The organism is Capnocytophaga sp. G1920 (assembly GCF_051417515.1).
Genome location: NZ_JBPRKH010000001.1, coordinates 344,200 through 362,638, shown reverse-complemented (window position 1 = coordinate 362,638; position 18,439 = coordinate 344,200). Strand labels below are relative to the sequence as shown.

General features: G+C 39.2%; 15 protein-coding genes. 3 read left to right on the top strand and 12 right to left on the bottom strand.

The features are described from left to right. Positions 1-36 precede the first annotated feature (36 nt). The 4 genes from ACSQ7D_RS01725 to ACSQ7D_RS01710 form a co-directional block, all read right to left on the bottom strand. On the bottom strand, positions 37-1,251 hold the full coding sequence (locus ACSQ7D_RS01725) for an RsmB/NOP family class I SAM-dependent RNA methyltransferase (RefSeq protein WP_437135152.1): 1,215 nt from the start codon (positions 1,249-1,251) through the stop codon (positions 37-39). A gap of 121 nt (positions 1,252-1,372) precedes the next feature. Next, a complete protein-coding gene (locus tag ACSQ7D_RS01720) occupies positions 1,373-2,959 on the bottom strand; it encodes an OmpP1/FadL family transporter (protein WP_437135151.1) in 1,587 nt (528 codons plus the stop codon). A gap of 18 nt (positions 2,960-2,977) precedes the next feature. Continuing rightward, positions 2,978-4,009, bottom strand: coding sequence for a hypothetical protein (locus ACSQ7D_RS01715; RefSeq protein WP_437135150.1), 1,032 nt, complete (start codon positions 4,007-4,009; stop codon positions 2,978-2,980). A 102-nt stretch (positions 4,010-4,111) separates the two neighbouring features. Continuing rightward, on the bottom strand, positions 4,112-4,417 hold the full coding sequence (locus ACSQ7D_RS01710; protein WP_278589135.1) for a DUF4286 family protein: 306 nt from the start codon (positions 4,415-4,417) through the stop codon (positions 4,112-4,114). Positions 4,418-4,491: 74 nt separating this feature from the next. Between ACSQ7D_RS01710 and ACSQ7D_RS01705 the strand changes: the two genes are divergently transcribed. Further along, on the top strand, positions 4,492-4,749 hold the full coding sequence (locus ACSQ7D_RS01705; RefSeq protein ID WP_278589133.1) for a hypothetical protein: 258 nt from the start codon (positions 4,492-4,494) through the stop codon (positions 4,747-4,749). Positions 4,750-4,808: 59 nt separating this feature from the next. Here ACSQ7D_RS01705 and ACSQ7D_RS01700 read toward each other — a convergent pair whose 3' ends face one another. From ACSQ7D_RS01700 to purH, 3 genes are read right to left on the bottom strand one after another with little or no spacing between them, the layout of a single operon-like run. Continuing rightward, complete coding sequence (locus ACSQ7D_RS01700; protein ID WP_437135149.1) at positions 4,809-6,050, bottom strand: MFS transporter; 1,242 nt, start codon at positions 6,048-6,050, stop codon at positions 4,809-4,811. A gap of 1 nt (position 6,051) precedes the next feature. Beyond that, positions 6,052-6,789, bottom strand: a complete 738-nt coding sequence (locus ACSQ7D_RS01695) for an MlaE family ABC transporter permease (RefSeq protein ID WP_009411747.1) — start codon at positions 6,787-6,789, stop codon at positions 6,052-6,054. Between the two features lie 22 nt (positions 6,790-6,811). Further along, on the bottom strand, positions 6,812-8,344 hold the full coding sequence (gene purH / locus ACSQ7D_RS01690) for a bifunctional phosphoribosylaminoimidazolecarboxamide formyltransferase/IMP cyclohydrolase (protein ID WP_437135148.1): 1,533 nt from the start codon (positions 8,342-8,344) through the stop codon (positions 6,812-6,814). Between the two features lie 1,004 nt (positions 8,345-9,348). On the opposite strand from purH, the gene ACSQ7D_RS01685 reads away from it, so the two are divergent. Then, a complete protein-coding gene (locus tag ACSQ7D_RS01685; RefSeq protein WP_437135177.1) occupies positions 9,349-12,024 on the top strand; it encodes a putative LPS assembly protein LptD in 2,676 nt (891 codons plus the stop codon). Between the two features lie 32 nt (positions 12,025-12,056). Next, a complete protein-coding gene (gene ligA / locus ACSQ7D_RS01680) occupies positions 12,057-14,045 on the top strand; it encodes an NAD-dependent DNA ligase LigA (protein ID WP_437135147.1) in 1,989 nt (662 codons plus the stop codon). Between the two features lie 138 nt (positions 14,046-14,183). Here ligA and ACSQ7D_RS01675 read toward each other — a convergent pair whose 3' ends face one another. The 5 genes from ACSQ7D_RS01675 to ACSQ7D_RS01655 all read right to left on the bottom strand — a co-directional run bounded on the left by ACSQ7D_RS01675 (position 14,184) and on the right by ACSQ7D_RS01655 (position 18,437). Further along, positions 14,184-15,377, bottom strand: a complete 1,194-nt coding sequence (locus ACSQ7D_RS01675) for an OmpA family protein (RefSeq protein ID WP_009411751.1) — start codon at positions 15,375-15,377, stop codon at positions 14,184-14,186. Between the two features lie 114 nt (positions 15,378-15,491). Next, positions 15,492-15,782, bottom strand: a complete 291-nt coding sequence (gene hpf, locus ACSQ7D_RS01670; RefSeq protein WP_002671089.1) for a ribosome hibernation-promoting factor, HPF/YfiA family — start codon at positions 15,780-15,782, stop codon at positions 15,492-15,494. Between the two features lie 32 nt (positions 15,783-15,814). Further along, on the bottom strand, positions 15,815-16,738 hold the full coding sequence (locus ACSQ7D_RS01665; RefSeq protein ID WP_015782650.1) for a tyrosine-type recombinase/integrase: 924 nt from the start codon (positions 16,736-16,738) through the stop codon (positions 15,815-15,817). A 226-nt stretch (positions 16,739-16,964) separates the two neighbouring features. Next, entirely contained in the window at positions 16,965-18,212 is a 1,248-nt protein-coding gene (locus ACSQ7D_RS01660) for an ABC transporter permease (protein WP_437135146.1), read from the bottom strand. Positions 18,213-18,305: 93 nt separating this feature from the next. Continuing rightward, complete coding sequence (locus tag ACSQ7D_RS01655) at positions 18,306-18,437, bottom strand: hypothetical protein (protein WP_437135145.1); 132 nt, start codon at positions 18,435-18,437, stop codon at positions 18,306-18,308. Positions 18,438-18,439: the final 2 nt, after the last annotated feature.

The following is an 18,439-nucleotide window of genomic DNA, read 5'->3' as shown; positions in this document are numbered from 1 at the left end:
AATGATATGTACAATTTTTAATGATTAGAGAAATCATTAATCATTAATAAGTCTTGCCATATAGAAACCATCATACCCCGATTGATGGGCAAAAATCACTTCCTCAGCTTCTAAGCGATACTCTTTTCCTGCTTCCGAAGCTAAAAACGTCTGTACTTGTTGATGATTCTCAGAAGGTAATATGGAACAAGTAGCGTATACAAGTTTGCCTCCTTTTTTTAGCAATTTACTATACTGTTGTAAAATTTCTTGTTGAGTAGTGCGTATTTCGTACAAGAATTCAGGTCGCAATTTCCATTTTGCATCTGGGTTACGGCGCAGTACGCCGAGTCCGCTACAAGGGGCATCAATGAGTACGCGGTCGAATGTGCCGTGCATACGTTTGAGCTGTTTGGGTTCTATGAGTTTAGTTTCTATGTTAAAAACCCCGTTACGGCGTGCCCTGCGTTTGAGCTCTTGCAATTTCTGCTCGTAGATATCCATCGCTATAATCTGACCTTTGTTTTGCATTAGGGTAGCGAGGTGTAAGGTTTTACCTCCTGCTCCAGCACAAGTGTCGATTACACGTTTCACCTTGTCGTCTATCTGCATAAAGGGTGCTACTTTTTGAGAGGAAGCATCTTGTACCTCAAACAGTCCATCGGCAAAAGCTTGGGTTTTAAAGATATTGCTACGTTCTACTAACTGCAAAGCATTGGGGTAATCGCGCAAAGGGTAAGTTTCTACTCCTTCTTGTCGCAAAAACTGTTGCAAGTGTTCCAAAGAAATTTTAAGGGTATTCACGCGCAATACTACGGGAGCTAAACTGTTAAGAGCGTGCAATTCATCTGTCCACAACGTTTCTCCTAATTCTTGTGCGCCCAAAGTATCTAACCAGTCGGGTACAGATTCACGTAGTTTTCTTACCTTAGAGAGTTCGTCGAACTTGCCTTTGATACGACGTGCAGGAGTATCTTCAAAGTAGTTTCCCCAATCGGGCAAGGCAATACTTTTGAGAGTCGCCCACACGGCAAACATACGGCGTAGGTTATGCACTGTAAAGGGTTCGTACACTTCGGCAATCTCGGCATAAAGTCGTTTCCAACGCACAATGTCATAAATAGTTTCGGCAATAAAAGCCCTATCGCGGGCGCCCCAACGCTTGTCTTTTTTCAGTTGTTTTTCTACTACCTTATCGGCGTATTGCCCTTCGTTAAAAATAAAGGTAAGTCCCTCTATTACGGCATCTACTAAGTTTCTGTGTAATTTCATTATATTAAAAATAAGACGGTAATTTTTGTATTACCGTCTCTTTACTACTTTATCTTTTTGAAGGGCGAATTACAATTCGCCCCTACAATATGATGCAAAAGTAACTTTAATAATTATTTGATTAAAAGAGCTGTGCAGTAAAGGTAAACAAGAAGTTACCGTAAGTTGATTTTATTTGAGCACTATCGGTAAGTATTGTTTCGTACATTTGGTATAGGTTTGTTTGTTTAGCAATGTCATAAGACGCATCTAAACGAATACCTCCTAAAGTAACTCCTGCTCCAAACGAATAGCCGGTGAGGTCGCCTACTGTAGCCACCTTTTTGCGATATGGACTTTGCTCGTAACGATAACCTCCACGAAGGCTTACGTAATTGGTAGTTTCACCCGTTTTAAATGGAATACGAAACTCAGTTCCTATGCGTACAGTAGAGGTTTCTCCTAACTGATTTTCTATAACATCATTTTCAGTATTTTTTGCAGCAGACCTAAAGTGAAGATTTTTATAATCTTTATAAATATAATCTACACTTAGCATAGCATATCTACCAAATAAGTAAGCTGCACTTGCTGTCCAACTGCCTGGTGTACGAAATTTGTAGTCAGGAAGAGTAACAATCACTCTTGGATCCGCATAATTAGTACGGTTGTTAGTACTTAAATATTGTGTATACTCTTGATTAAAGGTATACCACGTAGGAGAAGTATAAGTTACTCCTAAGCGCAAGCTTTTAGTAGCTTTTACTATAGCTCCTAACTGAAAAGAAAATCCACTACCTGTAGTAGTATAATCATTTTCAAAATAAGCATTTGTTATAGTAGAAGTGCTTGCGTAAGTTTCCCAATGTGATAATTTGTCCTTTTGATTGATACGATGTGCATTTAGGTTAAGTCCTAAGTATAGAAAATCTTCGTATTGAGTTGAAAAATTAAAATTATACTTTGATACACCTCCGCTGGTAACACGCTCAAATCGTTGGTCAGCTCCGTTACTTACATTCTTATCATACTGTGTTTCTTGCAAAATAGCATCTGCAACAGCATCAGAATCTGTTGGTTTAACCTCATCTCTTCCTATGTGTGGACGAATAAGCCCTACATAATGCCCTAAGAGTGCATTTCTATAACGGAAAGCTCTATCTCCTGCTAATCTTCCCATATCAAAATAAATATCTTGGAGAGTATTTCTCTCTATTACTCGTTTATTTTGATAGGTTTCTAATAACAAGTTTTGTTGCTTTATACCATCAGCAAAATATTTAAAATAATCTCCCAAATTTTGGTTTGCTTTTCCAAAAAATGAGAAGTTACTAGCATCAAAATTTTTAGTATTTTGGTAATTAAAACCAAAAGAGAATTTTCGCCATCCTGAAGAAGCAACTTCAATTGGAAAAACGACTCCAAACTGATTTACATTAAAGTCAGTATCTCTATTATTAGTTTGAGTGCCATTATAAGTAATATTATTTTTAGTAACATTACCTCCTAAAGTACCACCTATTTGAGCTCCCGAAAAAACAGAACTTCCAGCAGGATTGATATTGATAGCTGAAAAGTCACCCCCTATAGCTCCAAAGGCACCACTCATTCCCTTAAAGCGAGCTGTTCCTGTAAGGTCTTCTGTTGAATAACGCAAGGCATCTTTATAATTTTGAGCTGATACGTTATAAACTACCAAAGACAATATTGTAAATAGTATTTTTTTCATATAATTTTACTTTTTAAGTTAGTAATCTCTTCTTGTAGTACCAGCTCCTGAAGATTGATTGTTATTTCCTCCAGAATTGCCACTTCCATAATTTCCTCCTGAGTTGTATCGACCGCTGTCATAACTTCTTCCTGAATCATACTGAGGGGAAGAATAACCACGATTATAATTATTGTTTTGATTGTAGTTATTATTCTGGTTGCTACTGCGATACCTTCCTTCATCATAAGGACGACTATAAGTATTTCTTGAACGATTATCATAAGAAGGATAGTCTCTGCGATTATCATCACGTGGTGTGTCACCTGTGTATGATCTTCTATAACCTCTTTCTCTTACGCGATAATCGCTATCATAGTATCTTCTGTCGTAATAATGTCTGTCATAGTATCCACCATAAGGATAATACCCATATCCATAGTATGGGTATCCGTAATATCCATAATAATAAGGATAACCATAGTAACCGTAGTAAGGATAGTAGCCTCCATAGTAACCACCCCAATAAGGGTCGTAGTAATTACCCCAGCCCCAACCTAAGGAAAAGCTCCAGCCAGAGCGATAAGGGCGATAGTAAGGGTAGTCGTAATAGCCGTAATAGCCGTAATAATTAGGATACCAAGCTCCGTAGCCCCAATAGTTATTCCAGCCGTAATAAGGATTTACCCAACCGTTATTATACACATTTACATTCACTCGTGAAGGGTTACTACCCCAACCTCCGTAAGAGGAGTTGCCTGTATAGGCATTGGAGCGATAGCTATTCACATCGGTAAAATGCGTAAAACTACTGTCAGTTTTTTGTTGATATTGTTGTGCTTTCTCACTGAAAAAATCCTTATATTTATTAGGTGTATAACGGTTTTCAGGAGGATAGTCATAACGTTCAGGATAGCTTTCTCTCTCCACATATCTTACCCTTTCGGGTACAGGGTCGTTATAGATACCATCGGCATAGTAATAACCTACGCACGAGGTAAGTGCTAATGAGGCTACCAGACCTAAGGTGAGGTATCTCATCGTTTTTCTGAGGTTAAAATTCTTTTTCATCGTCAATCGTTTTTAGTTAATAGTGTGTAATTAATGGTTTGTGGTCAATGGTTAGTGCTTAACGAATGTAAATCAATTTCTGTGCCAAAATCTATCTACTTCTTACTCTTCACTTTTTACTTCTTTCAGTTGGGTGCCCCAAAAGAGAACCTTTTCGCCAAAAGTTTCAGCAGACTGTTGTAGAAGTTTAGGAATAGTGTGCTCAATGAAATGCAATAACTGTGCGGGTGAAGTAGTTTCGTGATGAATGGCATAGTGTTTTTCAGGCACGTCCAATACTTTAAACACTCGTACTCTCTCTATGGTTTTATTAGTGTTTATAGTAGGTAAATAAACGTTTTGTAGCCATTCTTGCCACTTGGTGAATACCTCATCGCTTATCACCACTGTTAAATTATATACATACATTACGCATTTATTTTTTGCAAAGATAATAAATAATTCATAACTTTGCAACCAATTTATAAATAAATTAAAAACGTATGGCAAGTATTCGCAATTTAAAAAAGGACATTAACTACGTGTTGGGTGATATTATCGATGCAGTGTATTTCACAGGAAAGATGCAAACAGAGGAAGGTAAGGCTCTTGTAACCGAAATTCTCAACGATTTTGATATGCTTATCGATAAAGTAGCCGATAAAACAGTGGAAAACAGAGGCGCTCACCTCAAACAAGTGAGAAGAGACTTTGAACAAAAAGCAGGGGCTCTTATCGAGAAACTCAACGCATTACCGTAAGTTAGAAATACAGCTTAAACACTGAAAAAGTTTATTTGTAAGAGTATTGCAAAATACCCTTATGGGGTTGTTTGTGTCTGTTTTTGAGAAAGAGATACAGAAGATAAGTTTGGCAAAAAGTATGCAATAAGTCCCATCAAAGGCAAGAAAGAACATAGTTTATAAACGAAGTCAATATTGGTTATGTCTATCAATTTGCCTAATACTGCCGAAGCCAATCCGCCCATACCAAAAGCAAAACCGTAGAAAAAGCCTGAAATCATTCCTATTTTCTGGGGCAAAAGCTCTTGTGAATAGACTAAAATAGAGGCAAAAGCCGATGAGATGATAAAACCTATCAGCACGATGAGTACTGCCGTAGTGGTAGCATCGGCGTAAGGCAACCAAAGCGCAAAGGGGGCAGCCCCTAAGATTGAAAACCAAATAATAAATTTTCTTCCTACTTTATCACCTAAAAACCCTCCAACAAGTGAGCCCGCAGCTACCGCTCCTAAAAAGTAAAATAGGTATACTTGTGCCTCAGCATTACTAAATCCGAATTTTTTAATAGTATAAAACTGAAAATAATTGTTGATAGCTGCTGTATAGAAGTTCTTGGAGAATACTAGCAACATCAATATAATCATAGAGTTGCGTATTTGTGCACGGGTGAGATTAGGCAACACTACAGGTTTTTTAGCTTTCTTTTTGAGCAATTTAAGCAGAATGCTACGCCATTTGCCTATGAGGAGCAGTATGAGCATTGCAAAGATAGAGAACCCTGCAAACCATATTAAATTGCCTTGATGACTTTCTTCTACAACTCGTCCGTCGATTACTTTTTTGCTGAACAATAGTAATATCACCAATAGAGGAGCTAAGGCTGTCCCAAAGTTACCACCCAACTGGAAGATAGCTTGTGCGAACGAGCGTCTGCCTCCTGAGGCTAAAAATGCTACTCTGGACGATTCGGGGTGGAATACCGATGAACCTACCCCTATGAATACTACCGAGCACAGTATAGCTGTATAGCTACTCGCCAACGATAAACTCACGATTCCCATAGTAGTAAAAGCCATTCCCAATACTTGTGAGTAGGGCTTAGGGTGCTTATCGGTATAATTGCCTACTAAGGGTTGCAATATAGAGGCTGATAGTTGGTAACAGAGTGTAATAACCCCTACTTGCGCCATTGTGAGAGCATATTTGCTTTGCAGAGCAGGATAAATAGACGGAATGACCCCTTGAATGAGGTCATTGAGTCCGTGTGCTAAGGCGATAAGCAGTAAAATGCGATATTGTGGTTTGTTTTTTTGATACATTTTAAGCGTAGAACAACTGTGTGAGCACCGAGTTAGAAAGGATAATCACTATACTTGTCCATACAAACGAAACGGTACTTGCTTTCCCAACGTCCAGTGCACCTCCTTTCATATAATAGCCGTGATAGGACGGGATAGTAGCCAAGAAGAAGGCAAATACTATCGTTTTGGTGAAGGCGTATATCATACTGTAAGGTTTGAAGTCGTATTGTACTCCTTGCACAAATTCGGCAGAGGTGGTATAACCACTCATCACCGCTGAAGCCCAGCCTCCTAATACCCCTAAGTACATACCTAAGGCGATAAGAAAAGGCATTAACATTAGGGCTACTATTTTTGGGAATACTAAATAATTCACTGAGTTTACTCCCATAATATCAAGAGCATCAATCTGTTCGGTTACGCGCATCGTACCTATACTGGAAGTGATAAACGACCCTATTTTTCCTGCCAAGATGATAGCTGTAAAGGTGGGGGCAAACTCCAATACAATAGATTGGCGAGTGGCGAAACCTATAAGGTATTTAGGAATAAAAGGGTTATCGATATTTAGAGCGGTTTGTACTGCTACTACCCCTCCTACAAAGAAAGAAATAAAAGTCACGATACCTATTGACCCAAATATTAAATCGTCTATCTCACGCAAGATAAGGTCTTTCATTATCGACCAGCGGGTGCGTTTGCGAAAGACATCATAAAGCATTATAAAATAGCCTCCTACGGCTGCAATGTGTTTCATACGTTGTTTAAAAAGCGTTTATTTAGTGTTTAAAATGTCGTATTCCTGTGAACACCATTCCCATTTGGTGTGCATCGCAATAATCGATGCTGGCTTGGTCTTTGATAGACCCCCCAGGTTGTATCACCGAGCGGATACCTTCGTTGTGAGCGATTTCTACACAATCGGGGAAGGGAAAGAAAGCATCGCTTGCCATTACTGCATCGCTGAGGTCAAACTGAAATTCTTTAGCCTTTTCAATAGCTTGTTTAAGAGCATCTACACGACTGGTTTGTCCTGTGCCACTTGCAATGAGCTGTTTATTCTTTGCCAATACAATGGTATTCGATTTGGTATTCTTACATATTTTAGAAGCAAAGAAGAGGTCTTCGAGCACTTCAGCTGAGGGTTTTACAGCAGTTACGTATTGTACATCTTCTATGCTATCGGTTTTGAGGTCTTTTTCTTGTACCAAATAGCCGTTGAGACACGAGCGCACACTTGTTGTAGGCATTTTGGCTTTCTTCTGTACTAAAATAATACGATTTTTCTTCTGTTCGAGTACTTTTAGGGCTTCATCGCTGTAAGAAGGTGCAATGATTACCTCAAAGAACAGCGAGTGAATGGTTTCGGCAGTAGCTGAATCTATCTTAGTATTAGAGATGAGAATACCACCAAAAGCCGATACGGGGTCGCCTGCGAGAGCATCTTTATATGCCTCGTGTATCGTTTTGCGAGTTGCTACGCCACAAGCATTGTTGTGTTTCAGTATGGCAAAAGTAGGGTCGTCACCTACAAATTCAGCCATTAAGTTTACGGCGGCATCTACATCTAACAAATTGTTGTAAGAGAGCTCTTTGCCGTGTAGTTTATCGAAAAGAGCATCGAAATTACCGTAAAATTCTCCTTTTTGATGAGGATTTTCGCCGTAGCGTAATACTTGTCCGTCGCACTCGCTAATTGCTAAGGTAGGAATTTCTTCTGTTTGATTAAAATAGTTGAAGATAGCGGTATCGTAGTGTGAGGATACTCGGAAAGCCTTAGTAGCAAAGGAGTGGCGCTCTTCCAAAGTAGAGCTACCGTGCTGTTCGTTTAAGATGTACAAAAGGTCAGCATATTGGTTTACCGATGCCACACAAAGTACATCTTTATAGTTTTTGGCAGCTGCACGAATAAGCGAAATGCCTCCTATATCTATCTTTTCAATAATCTCTTGCTCGCTGGCACCGCTGGTTACTGTTTTTTCGAAAGGATATAAGTCTACAATCACTATATCGATTTGAGGGATAGCATATTGCTTCATTTCTTCAGTATCTTGTGCATTATCCTGACGGTTGAGGATACCTCCGAAGATTTTAGGGTGGAGCGTCTTGACGCGTCCGCCGAAAATGGGAGGATAATCGGTGATAGATTCGACGGGAACTACCTCTACGCCTAATTTCTTGATAAAATCTTCAGTACCTCCTGTGGAGTAAATAGTAATTCCTAAGGTTTTCATTCTGTGAATGATAGGCTCTAATCCTGTTTTGTCGAAAACAGATATTAAGGCAGATTTTGCTTGTTTTGCAGTGCTCATTTGGAAAAAAAGGTTTCATTTTAGGCTACAAAAATACTACTTTTTATCAATACCAAGCAAACAAAAGATTAAAAAAATGCTGATAATACCAGGAAATGAGGAAATTAGAAAATGAGGAAATTGGAAAATGAGGAAATTGGAAAATGAGGAAATGAGGAAATGAGGAAATGAGGTGCGAGGTTGAGTTAGAGGAATGAGGCTGTGCCTCAGAAATTAAACAAAATCAAGGCTACGCCTTGTAAACCAGCAGAGGGATTGTTAGTTTGAGATGAAAAAGCGATGTGTTGGGACTGTTAGGAGAATTCGGAAGGAAACGAAGATTTTCAGAAGGAGACTAGGAGGTCTTTTGATGAAAAAAGGGTGTAAGAAGGGTGGGGTTAGCTTATAGAGAGCTTATAGGAAGCTTATACGAATCTTGGACGATTGGTATAGAAAGGGTGTATAAGTAGTTGATTAATAATATGATACAATAGGGTTAAAAATGTTAAAAAGAGGGTTTCGAGGCGAAAGAAAGAGGAACAGGTGATAGGCCTTAGGCCATAGGCAATAGGAGGGAGTATGACAAAAAAGGGAATTAGCAAATTTGTGGGAGGAGTTTAGTAGGGGTGTGGTGACGGAAAAAAATGATAAAACATCCCCCTTTATACATACCCAGCTGTCGCTGGCTACCTTCAAAGGGGAATGTAGCGACGGAAAAAGTGAAGGAAATGTGTAGGAGATTTTAACTTTACTAAAGTTTTAAATTATGGAAAAGTTTGCGATGCAAAAGCGATTTTGAGACTTTCCAAGTACCTCCGGGGTAACGGCACAAAGAAAAAGAGGGAAATGTGGCAAGGTTATAGTGAAGGGCTATTGTTTGTAAAATCTTGTGTTTTGGGAGTTGATTTTTTCGTAGATAGCAGTTAATTCAAAAAAAAGTTGTATTTTTGACCCCTCAATAAAACTATACAGAAAGAACTTTGTTACATTATAAACGTCAACTCACTTTCATTATCAGCTTATTAGTGGTAAGCTCCTGTCTTTGGTATGCGGAATCATTCGCCTTTAAGTCGGGAGGTTTTCACTATACAACTCCGTGGGCAGTGCGCGATACTATCAAAAAAGATACTGTAGAGCCTAAAAACGACCGCCGTGGGCGACGTATTAAGCCTAAGAAACCTTCGGAAAAAGCTAAAGATTCCCTTAAAAACGATACGATTAAAAAACCTAAGAATGCCTTGGAAGACATTGTGAAATACAAGGCTAAGGACAGTATTGTGTTCAACAAGGTGAAGAACGAAATCATTTTATACAACGAAACTAATGTGCAATATACTGATATTGACATCACTGCGGGAATAGACGTGATTAACTATGAGAAAGGCGAAGTGTATGCCGGACGCCTAAAAGACAGCGTGGGAGAATATACCCAACACCCTGTATTTAAGCAAGGTAGTGATGTAATAGAGCCCGATTCGATACGTTTTAATTACCGCAACCAGAAGGCGATTATCCGCAATGCTTATACCAAGCAGGACGAGAATAACATAAAAGGCGAAATCATCAAGAAGGAGAATGACTCTACTTACTTTATGAGAAACGCGATTATCACTACTGCCGAAGACCTCGACGACCCTGATTATTACATCAGAGTGCGCAAAGCGAAGTTCGTGCCTAAGAAGAAGGTTATCGCAGGGTTTAGCAATATGTATATCGTGGATATTCCTACGCCTTTGGCTATTCCGTTTGCTTATTACCCTATGGTATCGGGACGCACTTCGGGGCTTATCTTCCCTACCTTTGGAGAAGTGAATAACCGTGGCTATTTTTTGCAGAACATAGGTTATTACTTTGTAATTAGCGACAATTTTGACCTTTCGCTTACGGGTGACTATTATACCAATGGTAGCTATGGGCTTAGGGCACAATCGGCTTATGTGAAGCGCTACAAGTATTCAGGAAACTTCAATCTTTCATTTGAGAATAACATATACAGTATGAAGGGTTTACCTGACTATTCAGGCAGCCGTATGTACAATATCCAGTGGTCGCATTCCAAAGACGGCAAAGCTAACCCTAATTCCAACTTTTCGGCTTCGGTGAACCTATCGAGCAACAGTAGATATTATCAAGAATCCTACAATCAAGCGAATACGTCGAACTTTTTAAACAACACGATGATGTCGTCTATCTCGTATTCCAAGACGTTCCCAGCATATCCTTCGATTAACTTATCGCTATCGGCATCGCATTCACAAAATACGAATACGAAAAGTATTGATATGACACTCCCTTCGATGCGTGCGAGTATGGAGCGCATTTATCCTTTTGCTCGTGAAGGACAAACGAAGAAAGGACTTATCAAGAGTTTGAATTTCCAGTACAGTATGCAAGCTGATAACCGTTTTTCGACCTATGACAGTTTGTTCTTTACTAAAAAGATGTTTGACGAGGCGAGAAACGGGGTGCGACACTCTATACCAGTGAGTACAACTGCTAAGCTATTTAAATACGTTACCTTAGGGTTGAACTCATCAGTAAACGAGACGTGGCAATTTAAGACAATTCGCCGTAAGGACTTCAACAGCAATACGGGTAAGGTGGGCATTGATACCCTCAGCGGTTTTGACCGTTTTATGACGTACAACCTCGGGGCGAGTCTCGGTACAACTATCTACGGTACTTTTCGTTTTGGCAAGAATGCTAAAATACAAGCTATTCGACACGTGATGCGACCCTCGGTGAGTTATGGTTATAATCCTTCTTTTGACCAGTATTACGATTATTACATTTCGGACGCTTATGGCAACCGCTCACAATACACCCGTTTTGAGGGGGGTATCTACGGTACGCCAAGTTTGGGTGAGTCGCAATCGATAGGGTTCTCATTGGCAAACACCTTTGAAGCCAAAGTGAAACAGAAAGATAGCACTGATGCTGAGCCGAAAAAGGTAATGCTCTTGAACAGTCTCAATTTCAGTTCTAACTACAACTTAATTACCAAGCAGTTTAGTCCGCTGAACATTACAGGGGGTACTTCGTTCTTCAACGGGAAGCTTGGGGTGAACTTTGGGGCAACACTCAATCCTTATGCAATAGACAACAACGGACGACAAATGGAGAAATGGAATATAGACAACGGCGGTAGCCTTTTTAGACTTACTAATGCCAATATTTCTACCAACTATTCATTCTCGAACAAAGATAAAAAAGACAAGAATAAAGACAAACAGACGGGTAACGTAGCGGGAGGACGTACTGATGACCTCTTTGGGTCGTCGAAACCACTAAGCGAAGTACAGGATATGGATAAGAACCGGAAAGAAGGCGAGGATAAAGATGAGAAGAAGACCTTTTACAAGGCAGTTATCCCTTGGGACATAACCCTAGCACACTCGCTTACTTATAGCAATCAGGCACGCGAAAATAAGATATCCAACAACTCGCTAATGTTCTCAGGGAACGTATCGCTCACGCCCAAATGGCAGGTAGGAGTTTCGAGCGGTTATGATTTTGTAAACCAAGGATTCACCTATACCCAATTACGTTTTGAGCGCGATTTGAGCAGTTTCCGTATGAGTTTTCAGTTTACTCCGTTCGGTTATCGCAGTTCGTGGTATTTCTTTATCGGCATCAAAGCCTCAATGCTTTCAGACCTAAAATGGGAGAAGAACAAAGAGCCGGATAGGGTCTTAAGGTAAAAGGTAAGAGGTAAAAGGTAACAAAGAAAATTATGAAAGAAAAGATACAACAACTTCGGGAGGAACTTAATGAGCACAATTATAACTACTATGTGCTGGATAATCCTACGATTTCGGATTATGAGTTCGACCAAAAGCTCAAAGAACTACAAGCCTTAGAGCAAGCATACCCAGAGTTTTACGATGAGAATTCGCCTACTGTACGCGTGGGAGGTTCTGTTACTAAAAGTTTTCCAACCGTAGTACACGAATACCGTATGTACTCGTTAGATAACTCTTATTCTAAGGAAGACTTAGAGGAATGGGAACAGCGTATTATCAAGACGTTGGGCAGTGACCAAATTAACTTTACTTGCGAACTGAAATACGACGGAGCTTCTATAGATTTGTTGTACGAAAATGGCAAGCTCAAACAAGCTACTACTCGTGGCGATGGTATTCAAGGTGACGATATTACCGCCAATGTGCGTACGATTCGTTCAGTACCCTTGCAACTAAAAGGCGATTACCCTGAACGTTTTTACATTCGCGGGGAGATAGTAATGCCTAAAAAAGCCTTTGAAAACCTCAATAAGGAACGTATAGCAGCTGGCGAAGACCCTTTTATGAACCCTCGTAACACCGCCAGCGGTAGTCTCAAATTGCAAGATACTGCCGAGGTTGCTAAACGAGGTTTGGATTGCTTGTTGTACTTTTTGGTAGGGAACACAGGTATAAAGAGTCAGTTTGAGAGTTTAGAAAAAGCGCGTGAATGGGGCTTTAAAGTACCTAATATTTCCAAATTGTGCCATTCTACTGCCGAAGTGATGGACTTTATCAACGAATGGGATACCAAACGCCACACTTTGCCTTATGAAACTGATGGAGTAGTGGTAAAAGTAGATAGTATTGCCCAGCAAGAAGAGTTAGGATATACTTCAAAATCACCGCGTTGGGCAATGGCTTACAAGTTCAAAGCAGAACAAGTAGATACTGTTTTAGAGAGTATTTCCTACCAAGTGGGACGTACAGGAGCTATTACTCCGGTGGCAAATCTCAAACCCGTGTTATTAGCGGGAACCGTAGTAAAACGCGCTTCATTGCATAATGCTGACCAGATTGAAAAGCTCGATATTCGCATAGGCGACTCGGTATATGTAGAAAAAGGCGGGGAGATTATCCCTAAAATTGTAGGCGTGAACTTAGATAAGCGCGAAGCAGATGCTCAGCCCGTGAAATATATCACCCATTGTCCCGAATGTGGTACCGAGTTGGTGCGTAACGAAGGCGAAGCGCAACACTACTGTCCTAATGCTTATGGCTGTCCGCCCCAGATTACAGGTAAGATTCAGCATTTTATCTCACGCAAAGCAATGGATATAGAAGGCTTAGGTGAAGAGACAGTAGAACAACTCTTCCGTGCCGGTATTATCCATACTTATGCTGACCTCTACGAGGTAACCGTAGAGAAATTGCTCCCGTTAGAGCGTATGGCACAAAAGAGTGCTGAGAATATTGTTAAAGGTATTCAGAAATCAAAAGAAATACCTTTTGAACGCGTGCTTTTTGCTTTGGGGATTAGGTATGTAGGAGAGACTGTTGCCAAGAAACTGGCACGCCACTACAAAACGATTGAAGCCCTAGAAAATGCCACTGTCGAACAGTTGGTGGAAGTAGATGAAATAGGAAACCAAATAGCTAGCAGTATAGTAAACTTCTTTGCTGATGACTACAACTGTCAACTCATCGATAGGCTGAAAGGCTATGGCTTGCAGTTTTCGATTAAAGAACAAGCCACCGAAGGTCAAACTGATACCCTCAAAGGACTTACCTTTGTGGTCTCTGGGGTCTTTCACTTGTATTCACGGGAGGAACTCAAAGCCCTTATTGAACAACACGGAGGTAAAGTAGGGTCGTCTATCTCTTCTAAAACTAATTACGTGATAGTAGGCGATAATATGGGACCAAGTAAGAAAGAAAAAGCCGAACAATTAGGTGTGAAGATGATTAGTGAAGAAGAATTTAATGCAATGATTTTGTAAGTAGAGTTGCATATCCTTTTATGCTATAGTCTTCTCTTTGTTTGTTAAAATAAATAATCCTTCTCATAAAAAGCAATGCCCCCAAAAGTACTATCTTTTGGGGGCATTTGTCATTATTATTCTAAGCGATTATACTTACTATTTCAATTCAAAAGTTGTTTTACGAGCTAACTGACGTGCTCTTGAAGAGTTCTTATCAACACTTGCATCTACGCCTTTTCCTTCGGCAGTAATACGAGAGCCATCAATACCTGCTTTCACAAGCAAATCTTTCACAGCATCAGCACGTTTTTGTGATAAAGTTTGGTTGTACTGAGTACCTCCTAATTCATCAGCGTAACCATTAATATTAATGTGTGCATTAGGATTAGATTTCATATATTTAGCTACAAAATCTACAGCCCAAGAAGATGATATCTGTGGTTTAGATGAATTAAAATCGAAGTAAGCATTGATATAACCTTTTCTGATAAGGTCAGCAGCTACATCATCATCTTTTACTTCTCCGTTTTCACCTACTTTATCTTTTGCTTTGTAATTATCGTTTAAGTAGCTTTCAATTTCATCAGGAACGTTGTTGCCATTGGCATCGTTCATTTTGTTTTGCTTGTTAGCCACTTCGCTCTTCAAGTCAGCAACGTTATTTTCAAGGTTAGCTACGCGTTGAGCCACTTCTTCTAATTCGTCTTTTTTAGAAGCTGCTGCCCAATCGGCGTGTTTACCGTGTTTACCGAGAGCAATATTTAAACCAGCAGTAAGAGTAAAGTGGTTTCCTTGGAAGCCTTGTTGTCCATTAGCTGATTTTGTGTCATAAGTAAGTTGTTGCTTACTATTGATGTATATTGAGGCATCAAGCAAAAAGGCTATACGGTTAGAAATTCTCAGCTGAGGAGTAAGACCTACTGTAAGAAATGCTATTTGGTCGGGTTTAGAAATATAATCACTATTAAGCTGTGAATATCCAAAACCTGCGTGCAATAGTAATCCTAAGTCACTAGTCCATTCTTCAAAGCTAAGAACACTCGCAAGGTTTGCAACCCCTTGTAAATTTACATTCCAAAGTCTAGATTCAAAATTAGGCGTATCGTCATCATTCTTAAAAACGTCGTAACCACCGCCTAAGCGAACCCCAAACTTGTTGTTTGCCATATAGCGCACACCTGCATTTGTGCTCCATAAATTAGGCGTATTAGTACTATACCCACTTGTAAAAGGAGTGGTAGGTTTATTAAACCCTCCATTTATATCAATAGACCATTTGTTATAGTCATTCTGTTGTGCTTGGACTCCAAAGAAAACCAATGAAGCCAATAGTAAAATGCTTCTTTTCATTACTTTCTGATTTTATAATTATACAAAAACTGGGGCAAAGATATAACTTTTTTTTGTATTCAAAAAGTTTTTAACAAACTTTAAAACTTCTGCTCTTCTCTATTGCATAAGTTTTTAGTGTTTATCTTTGTGTTTTAATAACATTCTTTCCAATGGTGTGATAGCACTATCAACCCCTTCTTCAAAAGTCTTAAACTGTTTCTTTACCACAAGACTTTCTCCTGGGATATGTACTTTCACTTCTACTATTTTATTTTCTTTGGTATTGGTATTTTCCAACTTCAAATGCACATCTGCTTCGATAATCCTATCGTAAAAATTATCGAGCTTATCAAGTTTTTTCTGAATAAAGTCTACTAATTTTTGGTCGACTGTAAAATCAACTGGGTGTACGTGTACTTTCATAATGTTTACAAATTTAAGGTTTAACAATTCAATTATTCTTCCTCATTGCTATTGCCTTTTGCCCGAGGGTGTGCTTTCTTATACTGCTTTTTGAGTTCAGCCAAGCTGGTGTTCGTATACACTTGGGTAGAAGCCAAGCTGGAATGCCCCAGTAGTTCCTTCACAGTATAAAGGTCTGCTCCATTATCTAACAAATGACTCGCAAATGAGTGTCTCAATACGTGAGGACTCACATCTTTCTTTGTTGTTACAACGCTAAAATACGAATTAATAATTCTGTATACCAGCGTCGAATATATCTTTTTACCATTCTTTACTAAAAATAGATAATCCTGGCTTTTTTCATTCTTTACCTCTTCTCTTAAAACTAAATATTCTTTAAGAGTATTTTCAAGCTCAGGAATAATAGGTATATACCGCTCTTTATCACCTTTCCCAAGCACTTTTATTTGTTTTTGCTCAAAATCCACATCGCTTACTTTCAGTCCAGACAACTCTGAGCGACGTATACCCGTAGCATAAAGCGTCTCAATCACTGCCCTATTCCTCACTTCATCAAATGAATCCTTCGATGAAAAAAAGGACAACACCTTTTCAATCTCAGCTTCCGAAAAAGGCAACTTGTGCTTCTTCTCCGTTTTCAATAAAAATATGCCTTTCTCAAACGGACTTATTTCTATCTGTTTCGTCTTCTTCAAGAAATTGTAATAAGTCTTTAAAGCCGATAACTTCCTATTGATACTCCTAAATGAAATAGTTTCATCCGATAAGTGTATAATCCATTTCTTTATATCTTCTTGGTCAGCTTGTTCCAAACAGCAATCTTCCCCTTTTTCCTCATATAGATTCTTAATAAACTTCTCAAAACTCCTAAGGTCGTGTTTATAAGCCTCAACTGTATGGTCAGAATATTTCATCTCTATCGAAAGATAAATAATAAAGGCGTTGATAGACATAGGTTAAAAATTTAGTTGATTAGTAAACTCAGTTTTTCAAGCAAGGTTTTCACCTTTCTTCGCTACAAAATAAGTAAATATTTTTGACATACTCCATAAAAAAAGTGTTAAATTTTAAGATGAATTGTTAATTATTTTTTTACTTGTAGAAAATGAGAGAGTTATATTTCTCTTTTTCTTCCTATAAAATTTCTTTTCTTACTAAATATATTGAAATCACTTTACATTACTGTCCGGTTCTAATCGCTTCCACAGGATTGAGCCGTGCAGCCGACGATGCAGGTATAATACCCGAAAGTAAACCTACTACAAACGAGATTCCTAAGCCTATCGCTACGTTCTTAAACGATAGCACAAAATTAAACCCATCACTACTGCTCGGAATTATAAAGGTTAGTAACCACACAAAGAACAACCCAAAAAGTCCACCGATAATAGCTAAAAGCACCGCTTCAAACAAAAACTGAAACAAGATAAACTGGTTTTTAGCTCCTAACGACTTTTGTACTCCTATAAGGCTCGTGCGTTCTTTCACGCTCACAAACATAATATTAGCAATACCAAAGCCCCCTACCAAGATTGAAAAGCCTCCTATAATCCAGCCCACCACATTCATCATACTAATCGTCTCGTCTATCATATCGGTAAACGACGATATTTTATTGACAAAAAAGTTATCTATATCCTCAGGTTTGAGTCCGCGATAAGTACGGAATTTCTGGCGCAATACCGCTTCATACTCCGCCATATCTACTCCTTTTTTAGGCTTTAACACTACTCCACTGGGTAGCCCTTGTGGACCTGTGTTCATAAATCCTCTTACGAAATTAGCTGGCACATAAGCATTATCATCGGGACCTCCCCCCAGTTCGCCATATTTTTTCAGTACCCCAATAACTGTGAGTCGGCGACCAAAAATGCGTATCTCTTTATTCATAGGGTCTTCCTCACCAAAAAGCTGTTTAGCCAGATTATGCCCTAATATAACTACCGCAGTACCAGCATTAGCTTCAGCTTCGTTGTAAAACCTACCTTTTTCTATCCTAATATCACTTATTTGTTCAACTCCTGCCGAAGTAGATTGTATAGTAGGCGACGGAATCGTTTTGCCATTGTATTTTATCGTCGAAAATACCCCAAACAATTCATACACCACAGCTTCAGTATTAGGTATTTCACGCTTCATAAATTCGTATTCCTGATAGCTAACTTGCGGAAAGTTCAAGCGTTGCCAGCGGGGCACATCGGTAGGAGCAAAAGAGAATTTAGAGACGTTTATCATATTCTTGTCTAACCCCGAAAGGCTCTCCTGAATACTTCTATTCAGTGAATCAACCGCCGCCAATACCGATATAATAGAGAAAATTCCCACCGTTACACCCAATAACGAGAGGAAAGTGCGGAGCTTATTGTCTCGCAACGATTTGATTGCGAAGTTAAAACTCTCCTTTAATAGCTGCAAATAAATAAACATAGGTCAGTTATACTTGTATTTCTTTTTTGCAAATGTACATTATTTTTTTAATTAAATACGAAATATTTTTTTCTTTCCTCCGCTTCTTCTTCACTACACTCCCCCTTTTGAAGGTAGCCAGCGAGAAGTTTTCACCACATTACTTTCATCTTTGCCGTCACTACATTCCCCCTTTGAAGGTAGCCAGCGACAGCTGGGTATGTGTAAAGGGAGATGTTTCATCATTT

Excerpts from the sequence above, each read along its gene's own strand:
- purH (WP_437135148.1), bottom strand. The coding sequence starts at position 8,344 with ATGAGCACTGCAAAACAAGCAAAATCTGCCTTAATATCTGTTTTCGAC.
- ACSQ7D_RS01665 (WP_015782650.1), bottom strand. The coding sequence starts at position 16,738 with ATGTCTATCAACGCCTTTATTATTTATCTTTCGATAGAGATGAAATAT.
- ACSQ7D_RS01705 (WP_278589133.1), top strand. The coding sequence starts at position 4,492 with ATGGCAAGTATTCGCAATTTAAAAAAGGACATTAACTACGTGTTGGGT.
- hpf (WP_002671089.1), bottom strand. The coding sequence starts at position 15,782 with ATGAAAGTACACGTACACCCAGTTGATTTTACAGTCGACCAAAAATTA.
- ACSQ7D_RS01695 (WP_009411747.1), bottom strand. The coding sequence starts at position 6,789 with ATGAAACACATTGCAGCCGTAGGAGGCTATTTTATAATGCTTTATGAT.
- ligA (WP_437135147.1), top strand. The coding sequence starts at position 12,057 with ATGAAAGAAAAGATACAACAACTTCGGGAGGAACTTAATGAGCACAAT.
- ACSQ7D_RS01700 (WP_437135149.1), bottom strand. The coding sequence starts at position 6,050 with ATGTATCAAAAAAACAAACCACAATATCGCATTTTACTGCTTATCGCC.
- ACSQ7D_RS01655 (WP_437135145.1), bottom strand. The coding sequence starts at position 18,437 with ATGATGAAACATCTCCCTTTACACATACCCAGCTGTCGCTGGCTACCT.
- ACSQ7D_RS01720 (WP_437135151.1), bottom strand. The coding sequence starts at position 2,959 with ATGAAAAAAATACTATTTACAATATTGTCTTTGGTAGTTTATAACGTA.
- ACSQ7D_RS01725 (WP_437135152.1), bottom strand. The coding sequence starts at position 1,251 with ATGAAATTACACAGAAACTTAGTAGATGCCGTAATAGAGGGACTTACC.
- ACSQ7D_RS01675 (WP_009411751.1), bottom strand. The coding sequence starts at position 15,377 with ATGAAAAGAAGCATTTTACTATTGGCTTCATTGGTTTTCTTTGGAGTC.
- ACSQ7D_RS01715 (WP_437135150.1), bottom strand. The coding sequence starts at position 4,009 with ATGAAAAAGAATTTTAACCTCAGAAAAACGATGAGATACCTCACCTTA.
- ACSQ7D_RS01710 (WP_278589135.1), bottom strand. The coding sequence starts at position 4,417 with ATGTATGTATATAATTTAACAGTGGTGATAAGCGATGAGGTATTCACC.
- ACSQ7D_RS01660 (WP_437135146.1), bottom strand. The coding sequence starts at position 18,212 with ATGTTTATTTATTTGCAGCTATTAAAGGAGAGTTTTAACTTCGCAATC.